The following is a 13,197-nucleotide window of genomic DNA, read 5'->3' as shown; positions in this document are numbered from 1 at the left end:
TGAGATCCGTGCCGATTCGACGCGGCGGTGCGGATGTGGTGCACAAAGCGGGCACGGAGCGGGGACGGGGCGGGGGAGGGGGGTGGTGTGTGGGGCGTCCGTAGGATGGGTGGGTGCCGTCTTCGTTGCCTGAGGGGGAGGTTGCGCCCCGGGATGGGGCGCTGCCGGACGCTGCCGTGCGCGAGGCGGGTTCGCGGCCGCTGGGGTTCTACCTGCACGTGCCGTTCTGCGCGTCGCGGTGCGGGTACTGCGACTTCAACACCTACACCGCCAAGGAGTTGGGCGGTGGCGGTTCGCAGGCGTCGTACGCCGAGACTGCGGTCGACGAGGTCCGGATGGCACGGCGGGTCCTGCGCGATCTGGACCGGCCGGTCGAGACGGTGTTCTTCGGGGGCGGTACGCCGACGCTCCTGCCGGCCGCCGATCTGGGGAAGATGCTGGCGGCGGTGCGGGACGAGTTCGGTCTCGCGCCGGGCGCGGAGGTGACGACCGAGGCGAATCCGGAGTCGGTCGATCCGGCGTACCTCGAGGCGTTGCTGGAGGCGGGATTCACCCGGGTGAGTTTCGGGATGCAGAGCGCGTCCTCGCACGTACTGCGGATTCTCGACCGGCAGCACACGCCGGGCCGCGCGTTGGAGGCCGTGAAGGAAGCGACCGCGGCCGGGTTCGAGCACGTGAACCTGGACCTGATCTACGGGACGCCGGGCGAGTCGCTCGACGACTGGCGGGCGTCGCTGGAGTCGGCGTTGTCGGCGCAGCCGGACCACGTCAGCGCGTACGCGTTGATCATCGAGGACGGCACGCAGCTCGCGCGGCGGATCCGGCGCGGTGAGCTGCCGATGCCGGACGACGACGACCTGGCCGACAAGTACGTGCTCGCCGACGAGCTGCTGTCGGCCGAGGGACTGCGGTGGTACGAGGTGTCCAACTGGGCCCGCAGTACGGCGGCGCGCTGCCGGCACAACGAGCTGTACTGGCGCGGCGACACCTGGTGGGGGATCGGGCCGGGCGCGCACAGCCATGTCGGCGGGGTGCGCTGGTGGAACGTCAAGCATCCGAGCGCGTACGCCGAGCGCATCAACGCCGGCGAGAGCCCGGCGCACGCGCGCGAGATCCTCGACGAGGAGACCCGGCGCGTCGAGCGAGTGCTGCTCGAGGTGCGGTTGTCGGCAGGGCTGCCGCTCGACGTGCTGGACGAGGCCGGTCGAGTCGTGGTCGATCAGGTTGTCGCCGACGGTCTCGCGGTGATCGCCGACGGTCTCGCGGTGGTCGCCGGTGGCGGCGCGGCGAGCTCTGGTGACCGTGGGCGGCTCGTGCTGACCGACCGTGGGCGGTTGCTGGCCGATGCGGTGGTCCGGGACCTGCTCCCGTGAAGTGATCAGAACTGATCGCAGCCACCTGTTGACGACTGTTATGAGCAGACGGCAGGCTTGGCGGTAAGCGTTTACTACCGTTCGAGGAGTCGCGATGCCGCCCTTCATCCGTCGTCGACTGTTGCTTCAGACCGGGCTCGCCGGCAGTGCCGTCGGGGCGCTCAGCACGCTCGGGTCGCCCACCCGCGCGTTCGCGGAGGACGAGTACGACGTACTCCGCGCACGCTGGGCCGAGCTCACCACCGGCGGGGCGATCGACACGACCGATCCGTCGTACGCCGATGCGCTCGCCAACCTGAGCACGCAGGCGCAGCAGTACGTTGACACGATGATCACGTCGGCGGACCGGACGATGCTCTGGCCGGATCTCCCGCTCAGTCCGAGCAGCGGGAACTTCTCGATCAGCTACACGCGCCTGAAGACGATCGCGTTGGCACGCGCTACGCGCGGGACGCAGTTGGAGGCAACCGCGAGCGGTGGGTCGGCGGGGGAGTCGCTGGCCGGGGCGCTCGACTTCCTGAACGCGAACACCTACAACGAGACGCTCAAAGAGACCGGGAACTGGTGGTTCTGGGAGATCGGTGCGCCGCGGGCGCTGCTCGACACCTGCGTTCTCGCGTACGACGTCCTGTCCGCTGAACAGCTCACCAAGTACCTGACGGCCGTCGATCGGTTCGTCCCGGACCCGAACCGACGTACCAACTCGCCGACCCTCCGCGAGACCGGCGCGAACCGTGTCGACAAGGCGCTCATCATCGCGCTCCGCGGCATCGTCGGAAAGTCGGCGGCCAAGCTCGCCGCCGCCCGTGACGCCCTGAGCGACGTCGCCGAGGCCGGCAAGAACAGCGTCTTCACCTACGTCACGAGCGGCGACGGCTTCTACCGCGACGGCTCGTTCGTGCAGCACGGCAACCTCGCGTACGTCGGGACGTACGGCAACGTGGCGCTCGGCGGGGTCGCGAACCTGATCGCCCTGCTCGGCGGCTCCACCTGGGAGATCGCCGACCCGAACCGCGCCGTACTCCTGGACGCGGTCGAGGCCAGCTTCGCGCCCTTCATCGTCGACGGCCTGATGATGGACTGCGTCTCCGGCCGCGCGATCTCCCGCGAACGAGCCGGCGACCACCGCAACGGCCACGGCACCACGTCGACCGTCCTGCTCCTCGCGAGCGGCGTCGCCGAGCCGTACGCCTCGCGCTACAAGGCGCTTGCTAAGGGCTGGATCACCCGCGACCGCCTCGACGACTACCTCCCGGGCGCGTCGATCCCGGAGATCTCCCGCGCGAAGGCGCTGCTCGACGACACCGGCGTCGTACCGGCGCCGGCCGACCCGCGGCACTTCCAGTTCTACAACCAGGATCGTGTCGTGCACCGCCGCCCGGGCTGGACGTTCGCGATCGCGATGTCGTCGAAGCGGATGGCCCGCTACGAGTGGGGCAACGGCGAGAACCTAAGCGGCTGGTACGTCGGCGACGGCATGACGTACCTGTACAACCGCGACCAGTCCCAGTTCAACGACGCGTACTGGCCGACGGTCGACGCGCAACGGATGCCTGGTACGACGGTCAGCACGCAACCCCGTCTACCGGGTGGTTCCGGGAGCGGCACCGGAACGGTCGCGGCGTACGCCGACTGGGTCGGAGGAGCGTCGTACAAGAATGTCGCCGGCGCGGTCGGCATGCATCTGATCAACCACGACAAGACCTTGCAGGCAAGGAAGTCCTGGTTCTGCCTCCGCGACTCGATCGTTGCCCTCGGCGCCGGAATCACCGGGACCGACGGCTACCCGGTCGAGACGATCGTCGAGAATCGCAACCTGCACGAGGACGGCGCGACCCCACTTCAGATCGACGGTCGGACAGCCGTAGACCAGACGTACGACGATCCGCAGTGGGCGCACCTGGACGGTGTCGCGGGCTATGTCTTCCCGGATGGCGGGCAGCTGAGGGTCCGGCGCGAGGATCGCACCGCGTCCTGGTCGGAGATCAACGTCGGCAACGACACAGCTGGCTCGACCACGCCGTACACGCGCCGCTACGCGAGTCTGGTCCTGGACCACGGGACGGCCACCGGCGAGTACGCGTACGTCATGTTGCCCAACGCAACGAGCCGTCAGACGGCCGAACGAGCAGCTGATCCGGGGATGACGGTACTTGCCAACACCGCGACCGTCCAAGCGATCAACTCGCACCGCGAGAACCTGGTGCTGGTGAATTTCTGGACCGCCGGCACTGTTGCCGAGGTGACGTGTGACGGGCCTGCGTCGGTGGTTGTCGGGAAGGACGGTCGCACGACGACGGTCGCCGTGTCTGATCCGAGCCGCACGGCCGCCAAGGTTCGCGTGACGATCGACCGGCGGGTCGGTGCGGTTGTCGCGCAAGATCCGGCCATCACGGTGGTTGCCACTGGCAAGCAGCTGGTGCTGGACGTCGCCGTCGGTGGTACCAAGGGCGCCACCCACACCGTGTCCTTCAACTGAGTTTCCGCAAGCAACTGGGTCCGGCGACCAGGCCTCCCACTGGCCCACGGCATCACCTTCAACGACCTAGGCGCCCCTCGCAGCCGCCCAACGCGAGGGGATCTCCCCTCGTGTTGGGGGTTCTCCCCTCGCATACCACCGGAGAACCCCCAACAGCAGGGGAGATCCCCTCGCGTGGAGACGGAGGCTCAGCGCGACGGGAAGGAGCCGGTGGTGGTGTCTGCGGTGGTACTGTCCGGCGACACGGTCTGGGCGCGGCAGCTGGCTGAGAGCGTCGACGTGACGGTGCGCGGGCTGCACGTCACCGTCCGGTTCGCCGGCGGTACGACGGCCAGCGTACAGCTGGGTGAGGAGGTGGGTGATGGCGGCGGAACCGCCCCGCTCGCGAGCGCGCCGGCGTGATCCCGAGTCCGCCCGGACCATCCGGGACGTGGCCGCCCAGGCGGGTGTCTCCACCGCGACCGTGTCCCGTGTTGTCAACGGCAACTATCCGGTGGCGGCCTCGACCCGCGCCGCGGTCGAACGCGCGATGCGGGACCTCGGGTACGTCGCGAACGCGCACGCCCGCGCCCTCGCCGGATCCACCACCCGCGTGGTCGGCATCGTGGTCAGCGAGATCGTCGATCCGTTCTTCGCCTACATCGCCCGCGGCGTGCAGTCCGAGGCGCTCGCGTCCGGTCGCCTGTGCCTGGTCTGCTCGACCCAGGGCGGTGAGTCCGCCGAGCTGCGGTTCGTCGACCTCCTGCTCGAACAGCGCGCCGACGCCGTGATCCTGGTCGGCGGCGCGGTCGAGGACAAGGAGTACTTCGCCGCGGTCGGGCAACGCGCGCGTCAGCTGGCGAAGAACGGTTCGAGTCTCGTTCTCTGCGGGCGGCCGGGGTTGGAGGACGGCGTACCGGCGTACGCCGTCGAATACGACAACACCGGTGGGGCCGCGGCGATCACCGATCATCTGCTGAGCGCCGGCCACACGAAGATCCTGTATCTCGGCGGGCCGACGATGCTGTCCACGACCACCGCCCGGCTCCGCGGCTTCCGGCAGGCGTTCGCCGCACGCAATCTCGAACACGACCCGAGGCTGGTCCGGACCGGCGCATTCGGCCGGCAGTGGGGTTACCAGGAGACGCTCCGGGCCCTCGACGACGGGCTCGAGTTCACCGCGATCTTCGCCGCCAACGACATCGTCGCCGCGGGCGTGTACGCCGCCCTGCGCGAACGCGGCCTGCGCATCCCGGACGACGTGTCGGTGGCCGGGTACGACGACGTACCGGTGGCGACCGAGCTGCAGCCGGCGTTGACGACCGTCCGGGTGCCGCTGGAGGAGCTCGGGCGGGCCGCCGTACGGGCCGGGCTTGCGGGTCAGGCGCCGAGCGCGGACCCGTTTGCGCATCAGCAGCCGATGACCATACTCGGCACCGTCGTGGTGGTCCGCGACTCTGTCGGACCGCCCGCACGCTGATCACTCACAGCGAACTCCCAGCCTCGACATCCCTGGGTGATCGCGGCGATTCGCAGCGTGACCAGCGGTGACACTATGTCAGGACCTGTGAAGCCTCGTGTCTTAGTGTGACGACGCGATGCTTGACATATCCACTGCGGACACTTGAGACTCAGCTCACTTTCGCGATCCGAGAGCGCTCTCAACCCCCGTCCGAGTTCCAGGGAGCATCGCATGCGGCCCAGTGCCCGCTATCGCCCCGTAGCCGGCGTGCTGGTCTGCGCCGCGATCCTGCTCGCCGCTGCCTGCGGCGGCGGTTCCGGCACCCCCGAGGCCGGCGGCGCCAACGCCGACGGGCCGAAGGTCGAGCTGACCATCGCCACCTTCAACGAGTTCGGGTACGCCGACCTGTACGCCGAGTACGAGGCCGAGCACCCGAACGTCACGATCGTGGAGCAGCACGCCAAGACCGTCGACGAGCACGTCAAGAACCTGGACGCGAACCTCGCCCGTGGCACCGGCCTGGCCGACATCGAGGCGATGGAGGTCAGCTGGATCTACAAGTACCTGGCCAAGACCGACAAGTTCGTCGACCTGCGCAAGTACGGCGCGGACGACCTGCGGGACCGCTGGCTGGACTGGAAGGTGGCCGGCGCGACGACGCCGGACGGGAAGATCATCGGCTACGGCACCGACATCGGCCCGGAGGCGATCTGCTACCGCCGCGACCTGTTCGCGAAGGCCGGGCTGCCGACCGACCGGGCCAAGGTCGCCGAGCTGTTCCAGGACTGGCCGTCGTACTTCGCGGCCGGGCGGAAGTTCAAGCAACGGGTCCCGGGCTCGGCCTGGTACGACTCCGCGGTGCTCACCTGGGAAGCGATGCGCAACCAGTTGATCCAGGCGTACTACTCGAATCAGGACCGCTTCCTCGGTGACGAGAACCCGCTGCTGAAGAACACCTGGAACCAGGTGGTCGCGGGCAGCAAGGACGGCCTGTCCGCGCGGCTGCCGGCCTGGAGCGACGCCTGGAACGCGGCGTTCCGCAGCGACAAGTTCGCGACCATGGCGTGCCCGGGCTGGCTGCTCGGCGTGATCCAGGACAACGCCGGTGCCTACGGCAAGGGCAAGTGGGACGTCGCCGACGTGTTCCCCGGCGGCGGCGGCAACTGGGGCGGGTCGTACCTGACCGTGCCGGCGCAGTCGCCGCACCCCGAGGAGGCCGCCAAACTGGCCGCGTGGCTGACTGCGCCGGAGCAGCAGGTGAAGGTGTTCAAGAAGATCGGCTCGTTCCCGTCCACGCTCGACGCGTACAACGACCCGCAGGTCAAGTCGCAGGTCAACGCGTACTTCAACAACGCGCCGGTCGGGCAGATCTTCGTCAACCGGGCCCGGAACGTGATCCTCAAGCAGCACAAGGGTCCCCGCGACGGCGAGATCAACCAGATCTTCAGCGCGGCGCTGGCCCGCGTCGACGACGGCAAGCAGACCTCGGACGCGGCCTGGAACCAGGCACTCGCCCAGGCGGAGAAGATCGCCGACACCCGAGCCGGCAACTGAACAATTTGTGCCAACACGCCCCTTCGGGTGGCCAATGACTGACGCGCGGCCGGCCGGGGAGGTACTACGGTGTGAACGCGGGCCAATCGAGAACTGAGGAGGGCCGATGGACGGGTCTGGTTCTCCGACCTTGGAGCAGGTCGCGGCGCTCGCCGGGGTGTCGCGGGCAACGGTCTCGCGAGTGGTGAACGGATCGCCGAAGGTGCTGCCGGACACGGTCGCGGCGGTCGAGCAGGCGATCCTGCAGCTCGGCTACGTACCGAACCGGGCGGCTCGTGCGTTGGTGACGCGGCGGACCGACTCGATCGCCATCGTCGTACCCGAGCCGGACAGCCGGGTGTTCTCCGACCCGTTCTTCGCCGGCATGCTGAGCGGTGTCAGCCGGACGCTCGCGCCGACGTCGTCCCAGCTCGTGCTGCTGATCGAGCCGGCCCCGGAACCGACTGGGGCCGACGACCAGCGGCTGTTGCGGTACCTGCGCGGCGGGCACGTGGACGGCGCGATCATCATCAGCCACCACGGCCGCGACAACGTGCTGCAGGAGCTGGCGCAGTTGCCGCTGCCGATCGTGTTCAGCGCGCGGCCGCTCGGGGTCGACGTACCCGTGGCGAGTGTGGACGTGGACAACGTCGCCGGCGCCCGGACCGGGGTCGAGCACCTGCTGGCGATCGGCCGCCGCAAGGTCGCGACGGTCGCCGGGCCGCTCGACATGACCGCCGGCATCGACCGCCTGACCGGCTACCAGGAAGTGATGAAGGAAGCCGGACTGCCCGCGATGATCGCGTACGGCGACTTCACCGCGGACGGTGGTGAGCAGGCGACGCTGCGCCTCCTGGACGAGCACCCGGACCTGGACGGCCTGTTCGTGGCATCCGATCTGATGGCGACCGCGGCGCTCCGCGTCCTCTCGCAACACGACCGCCGCGTCCCCGCCGACGTTGCAGTGGTCGGCTTCGACGACTCGGTCCTCGCCACGACGACCACCCCGAAACTCACCACGGTCCGCCAGCCGGTCGAACAACTGGGCGCCCGCCTGGCCGAAATCCTCCTGGCCAAGATCGCCGGCGCCGACCTCACGGCCCCCGAGATCTACGACACCGAACTCATCGTCCGCGACAGCGCCTGACTCGGAACACCCCGGGGCGACTGGGCACAAGCAATGGCTTGTTCCGAGTCCCCGGCGGGGGTGCTGACCTTACGGTGGGTCGTTCTCGAACTGGAACTGGACGCGGATCGAGTTGTCCAGGGGCAGGATCAACGTGGTGTTCGACGCGGACCAGTTCGCCGGCACCAGGAACAGCCGGTTCTCGCCGACGACCAGTAGGCGGAGACCGCGATAGCGGTAGTTGAACGTCTGCCCGGCGCCCGCGCGCAGCGCAGTCTCCTCGATACCGGGGGAGCGCAGCGCGAGCTTCTCCTTCGTGTCGAGGATGACGACCGGGAACCGGTTCAGGTGGCGCGCGTCCGACTTGGCCAGGCCGAGGCCGGAGTACTGGGCGGTGGTTGCGGTGGCCCAGAAAGCGCAGACGACCGTGACGACAGCCAAGAGCGCGATGAGAATCCGTTGTGGACCGACGGACGGGTCGGCCTTACGGCGGAGGTAGGTGAGGTAGGCAAGTGTCGCGGCGGACAGGCCGATGACGGCGGGCACGATGAGCGCGTAGTACGCGATCCTGCCGATCAACGGATAGGCGAGCAGGCCCGCGACACCGACGACAAGCACCAGTACGGCGATCCGCGCGGCCCGTCGTACGCCGGTAGCTGTCGGATGGATCGCGCTGTGGAGAAGGAGCGCGGCGACGGCCAGCAACGTGATGACGAGCAGCGGGACGAGTAGCGGCTGTGGGCTCCGCATCACGTAGTCCCGCGTACTCAGCCCGATCGTGTCGACGTCGATCCCGAAGTACTCGTACTGCGAACGCGCCGACACATACCCGAAGTAGAACAGCAGCGCACTGACCAACGTCACCGGCGTGACGATGCCCGCCGCGAAACTGACCCACCGCTCAACCTGCGACCGCTCGTCCGCCATCGCTCACCCACTCGACGGTGTCGCGAGCGGGGTTTCAGGTGGGAGCGCGGTGAGGGTGATCTGGCTGCCGCCCAGGTTTTTGAGGGTGTTGCAGACGGTGTCGGAGTCGCAGGTCGCGACGGCGGGGATGATCAGCGAGACGGTGCCTTCGGTGGCGATCTGCCGGAAGCCGACCCAGCATTGCGGCGTGCTCTGCGCGGTCCATTCGAGACCGGTGCAGGCCTGTACGCCGGGTTGGCAGCCGGACGGGTCGACCTCGAAGATGCCGGGCGGGTCGAAGGCCGGCGTACCGAGTCTGATCGTCACCCCGGCCGGGATCTCGCCGGCCAGCCAGCTGATCGGGTTGCAGTTCGAGCCGTCGTCGGGGACACCGCCGACCGGGAGCGACGCGAGCTCGATCGACGGCTTGGTCTGCTGCGACTGCGTCGGCTCGGCCCCCGTCGGCTCGGGGCTCGGCTCGGCGGTGGCCTCGACCGTGACGGTCACGTCCGGCGGCGACGTATCGCCCGACGTGCCGGAGCACCCCGCGACAGCCAGTACGACCGCAACCGTCATCGCCCACTTGCGCATGACGACCACCCCCACCCCAAGAATGACCCTGCGTGCAGAACTCGACAACCGTTTGTTCACTCTCCGCTGCGACGACCGGTCATCCGTGATATCCCTGAGTGCGCCACGTACCTAAGTCCAGGCCGGAGGCCCTATGACCGACCACGAGATCCGGATCGCGCTGGTTCTGAACGGTGGTGTCAGCCTGGCGGTCTGGATGGGCGGGGTGACGCACGAGCTGGATCTGATCCGGCGTGCGTCCGGTGATGACGGTGCGCCCGGTCCGCAGCCGTACGACGCGGTGCTCGCGGACCGTTGGCGGGAGTTGTGCCGGCGCGGCGAGGAACGGCGCCGCGTGGTGGTCGACGTGATCGCGGGAACGAGTGCCGGTGGTCTGAACGGGTCGTTGCTGGCGACAGCGATCGCGAACGGCTCGACCCTCGACCCCGACGGCGACAACGGTCCGTGGCTGCGGCAGAAGTGGATCGGCCTCGGGTCGCTCGACGTCGGCAAGCTGGTGCCGTCCGCGGGGGTGAAGTCGACATCGGTGCTCGACGGCAAGTACTTCCTGCGACAGCTCGAGGATCTGCTCAAGGGCGTCGCCGACGCGGGCGAGAGCGACGCGGAGGAGCCGGTGACGTTGTTCGTCACCGCGTCGGGGCTGGGTGTGCAGCAGTTCGAGGCGAAGGACGCTGCGGGCCAGGCATTCGTCGTACCGGATCATCGGTATCTGTACGGCTTCACGAGTGAGGACGCGCCGACGTACGACGGTGCGCAGCGGAAGTTCACCGTCGAGGAGAAGAACGGACTGAAGGACACCGACCTGCTCGCGCGGGCGGCGCGTGCATCCGCGTCGTTCCCGGCCGCGTTCGGTCCGGTGCTGGAGACGCCGGAGCTCGCCGCGCAACCGCCGCGGATCCAGCCCGGCCCCGCCGAGTCCGGATCCTGGCTCGTCGACGGCGGCGTCCTCGACAACGCTCCGTTCGGCCCGGTGCTCGACGTCGTCGCGCGGCGTCCGGTCAACGGCAAGGCGACCCGCTACGTGCTGTACGTCGTACCGTCGGCCGGGATCGGCCACGCGTCGACCGCGTTGGCCGGTGCGAAAGAGCCGAGCTGGCGGGTCGCAGCGCTGTCCGCGGTGCAGTTCCCGCGTGAGGTGGACTTCCGCTCCGACGTCGAGCAGCTGGAACGCCTGCTGCTGGAGGCGGACGCGTCCTGGTCCGACAGCCAGCGCCTGTTCGACCGTTGCCTGAAGCAACCAGAGGAGCGGGCCCGGTTGAAGGCGGCGGCCGAGGCGCTGCAGCCGACGTACTCGCGGGGACGCGCAGCAGGTGGCGTGTGGGAGGCCGTGACGGTCGCGAGCCACGACCAGTCGACCGTGCTGGACGCCGCGACCGCGCTCTCGGAATCGCAGATCGACGAGATCCTCACCACCGAGCACCCGTGGGTCCCGGCTCCGGACGGTTCGACCGCGGCCCTGCGGGACGATGCCGACGGCAACCCGAGCTGGTTGTGGGGGACCGGCGCCGCCGAGCGGATCGTCCGGCTGATCCTGCGTTCGTTGCGCAATCGCATCAGCGCGGCACCACAGGACGAGCGCGCCGACCTCGACAAGCGGCTGACCGCGGCGAGCGACTGCCTGCTGAAGGTGCAGGCGGTCCGCGACGCACTCGACGTACAACTGGCTGCCGCGAATCTCGACCTTCGACCAGCCGGTGGTGCGGAAGCCGTCGCGGTCGGGCTGAACGACATCTTCGAGCAGTTGCAGATCCAGCGCGCGCTCGGCGACGCGTTCGCCACGCTGATCGCGGTCGTCGGCTGGGAGCTCGTCGACACCGCGCTCGAGGTCGAGATCGTTTCCCGCTGTACGTCGGCACGCACGCCGCAGCAGCGCAGCGCCCCGTTCCAGTTCCTCCGCCTCGGACCGGACATCCCGCTCGCCGTACTCGACGAGTTGCAGGAAGGGTCGATCGCGAACCAGCTGAACGACCGCATCCTGTACGGCAGCCAGGTGGGTCACTTCGGCGCGTTCGGTGCGGCCGACTGGCGGCGGTGGGACTGGCTGATGGGCCGGTTGCACTGCGTCGCGCACCTCGGCGCGATGCTCGGTGCGGACGCGGACTGGATCCGCGAGACCCAGCGTCAGGTCCTGCAGGCGGAAGGCTGGCAGCTCGACGCGGTCGCCGAGCGGATCGAACGGCTGGCCAGGGACTTCCCGGTCGACGCCGGCGTCGGCGCGCTGGTGACGATGCGGGACGAACTGAACGCGTCCCCCGAAGGCCGTGCGATCACCAAGGGAATCGCGGACCGGATGGTCGACGTCTCCTCAGGTCTCGGTCCGCAGGTCGGCAGCTGGGTGAAGGCGGCCGCCGGCCGCAAGCATCAGCCCGGTTCGTGGCTGCTGCGGACCGCGCGCTGGTTCACCGAACCGGCCCGCCAGACCGTGTGGGGGCGGATGGTGCGCGGCGCCAAGCTGAGTCCGGCGGAGCGCCCGCCGATCTTCGAGCCATGGTTGCCTGCGGCAACAGCTGCCGTCGGCGTCGTACTGCTGATTCTCGCCGGCACCGTCGACGCCGTACGTCTGGTCGCCGCCCTGCTGGCCGGCGCGGTGCTCGCACTCAGCGCGGTGCTCGGCGTGATCACCTGGTACGTACGCCGCGCCCGTCGCCGAATCCGCGCCTGGATCGAGCGGCGGATGCCGGAGATCGGCAGGACCTCCTAACTCAGATCTGCGCAGTGGTGTCGACTGATCGCGGCGCTGGCAGACTCGACCAGTTCGCGGGGCGTGCCCCGCGCGCTCGGGGGCTTGAACAGGTTATTGCGTGTCCAGACCCACCACTTCCTGTTCAACGGCCCCAGATCGGGCTAGTCCAGCGTTACGAAGTCGATGAGTTCTTCGACGCGGCCTAGGAGAGCCGGGTCGAGGTCGGCGAAGGTGTTCACCTTGGACAGGATGTGCTTCCAGGCGGCGGCCACGTCGGCCTGATCGGTGGCCGGCCAGCCGAACGATTGCAGCACGCCCTTCTTCCAGTCCTGCCCGTGCGGGATCCGCGGCCACGCCTTGATCCCGACCGACGAGGGCTTGACCGCTTCCCAGATGTCGATGAACGGGTGGCCGACCACATGCACGTACCGGTTCGACACCTGGGCGGCGATCCTCGACTCCTTCGACCCCTCGACCAGGTGGTCGACGAGTACGCCGAGCCGCCGCCCGGGACCGGGCTGGAACCGGTTGACGATCTCGACCAGGTCGTCAACCCCTTCGAGATACTCGACCACGACCCCCTCGATCCGCAGGTCGTCGCCCCACACCCTCTCCACCAACTCCGCGTCGTGCCGCCCCTCGACATAGATCCGACTCGCCCGAGCAACCTTCGCCCGAACGTTGTCAACAGCCACCGACCCCGACGCAGTCCGAGTCTTCTTAACCGGACCAGCCTTCCTAGGAGCCTTCAGACTGACCGGCTTCCCCTCAATCCAAAACCCAGGCCCGAGCGGATACGTCCGGATCTTCCCGTGCCGATCCTCCAGATCAACAACCCCGTGCTCCCACCGCACAACCGCCCCGACAAACCCAGAACTCGGCTCCTCGACAACCATCCCCTTAGCGACCTCAACCTCAACGGTCCGCCCATTCTTGGGCCTACGCCAGTCCCCGGCGAGCACATCATTCCCATACCTGTCAGCCACCCCCCAACGCTAAGCCGCCCCCACCCCCAACCCCCTCAACCACACACCCCAGCGCACACAAACCCGACCACGAGACAGG

10 protein-coding genes are annotated in these 13,197 nt (G+C 68.9%); 7 read left to right on the top strand and 3 right to left on the bottom strand.

Translation table 11 applies throughout. The annotated features are described in order from the left end of the window. Positions 1-113 precede the first annotated feature (113 nt). The 6 genes from hemW (at position 114) to ACWF0M_RS03820 (ending at position 7,973) form a co-directional block, all read left to right on the top strand. Positions 114-1,373, top strand: a complete 1,260-nt coding sequence (gene hemW / locus ACWF0M_RS03845) for a radical SAM family heme chaperone HemW (RefSeq protein ID WP_452234080.1) — start codon at positions 114-116, stop codon at positions 1,371-1,373. Positions 1,374-1,467: 94 nt separating this feature from the next. Further along, positions 1,468-3,852, top strand: a complete 2,385-nt coding sequence (locus ACWF0M_RS03840) for a polysaccharide lyase 8 family protein (RefSeq protein WP_452234079.1) — start codon at positions 1,468-1,470, stop codon at positions 3,850-3,852. 174 nt (positions 3,853-4,026) lie between these two features. After that, positions 4,027-4,254: a hypothetical protein gene (locus ACWF0M_RS03835; protein WP_452234078.1), complete on the top strand. Its 228-nt coding sequence runs from the start codon at positions 4,027-4,029 to the stop codon at positions 4,252-4,254. 28 nt (positions 4,255-4,282) lie between these two features. Beyond that, positions 4,283-5,311 (top strand): LacI family DNA-binding transcriptional regulator, encoded by a 1,029-nt coding sequence (locus ACWF0M_RS03830; protein WP_452234077.1) that lies wholly within the window; start codon positions 4,283-4,285, stop codon positions 5,309-5,311. Positions 5,312-5,524: 213 nt separating this feature from the next. Further along, complete coding sequence (locus tag ACWF0M_RS03825; protein ID WP_452234076.1) at positions 5,525-6,847, top strand: ABC transporter substrate-binding protein; 1,323 nt, start codon at positions 5,525-5,527, stop codon at positions 6,845-6,847. Between the two features lie 106 nt (positions 6,848-6,953). Beyond that, positions 6,954-7,973, top strand: coding sequence for a LacI family DNA-binding transcriptional regulator (locus ACWF0M_RS03820; protein ID WP_452234075.1), 1,020 nt, complete (start codon positions 6,954-6,956; stop codon positions 7,971-7,973). Between the two features lie 69 nt (positions 7,974-8,042). On the opposite strand, the gene ACWF0M_RS03815 is transcribed toward ACWF0M_RS03820, so the two are convergent. Both ACWF0M_RS03815 and ACWF0M_RS03810 read right to left on the bottom strand, forming a co-directional pair. Beyond that, complete coding sequence (locus ACWF0M_RS03815) at positions 8,043-8,879, bottom strand: hypothetical protein (protein WP_452234074.1); 837 nt, start codon at positions 8,877-8,879, stop codon at positions 8,043-8,045. 3 nt (positions 8,880-8,882) lie between these two features. After that, positions 8,883-9,449, bottom strand: a complete 567-nt coding sequence (locus tag ACWF0M_RS03810) for a hypothetical protein (RefSeq protein ID WP_452234073.1) — start codon at positions 9,447-9,449, stop codon at positions 8,883-8,885. 133 nt (positions 9,450-9,582) lie between these two features. On the opposite strand from ACWF0M_RS03810, the gene ACWF0M_RS03805 reads away from it, so the two are divergent. Further along, positions 9,583-12,150 carry a DUF3376 domain-containing protein gene (locus tag ACWF0M_RS03805; protein WP_452234072.1) on the top strand — a complete coding sequence of 856 codons (2,568 nt, stop codon included), beginning with the start codon at positions 9,583-9,585 and terminating at the stop codon, positions 12,148-12,150. Between the two features lie 143 nt (positions 12,151-12,293). On the opposite strand, the gene ACWF0M_RS03800 is transcribed toward ACWF0M_RS03805, so the two are convergent. Continuing rightward, the gene (locus ACWF0M_RS03800) at positions 12,294-13,118 is read right to left on the bottom strand and encodes a DUF3097 domain-containing protein (protein WP_452234071.1); all 825 of its coding nucleotides are present in this window, start codon (positions 13,116-13,118) and stop codon (positions 12,294-12,296) included. Positions 13,119-13,197: the final 79 nt, after the last annotated feature.

The sequence above is a fragment of the Kribbella sp. NPDC055110 genome (assembly GCF_053607525.1).
Note: the sequence above shows the minus strand (reverse complement) of the source record. Positions and strands in the feature narration are given on the sequence as shown.

Coding starts and splice junctions, on each gene's coding strand:
- ACWF0M_RS03840 (WP_452234079.1), top strand. CDS start 1,468: ATGCCGCCCTTCATCCGTCGTCGACTGTTGCTTCAGACCGGGCTCGCC.
- ACWF0M_RS03825 (WP_452234076.1), top strand. CDS start 5,525: ATGCGGCCCAGTGCCCGCTATCGCCCCGTAGCCGGCGTGCTGGTCTGC.
- ACWF0M_RS03820 (WP_452234075.1), top strand. CDS start 6,954: ATGGACGGGTCTGGTTCTCCGACCTTGGAGCAGGTCGCGGCGCTCGCC.
- ACWF0M_RS03815 (WP_452234074.1), bottom strand. CDS start 8,879: ATGGCGGACGAGCGGTCGCAGGTTGAGCGGTGGGTCAGTTTCGCGGCG.
- ACWF0M_RS03810 (WP_452234073.1), bottom strand. CDS start 9,449: ATGCGCAAGTGGGCGATGACGGTTGCGGTCGTACTGGCTGTCGCGGGG.
- ACWF0M_RS03805 (WP_452234072.1), top strand. CDS start 9,583: ATGACCGACCACGAGATCCGGATCGCGCTGGTTCTGAACGGTGGTGTC.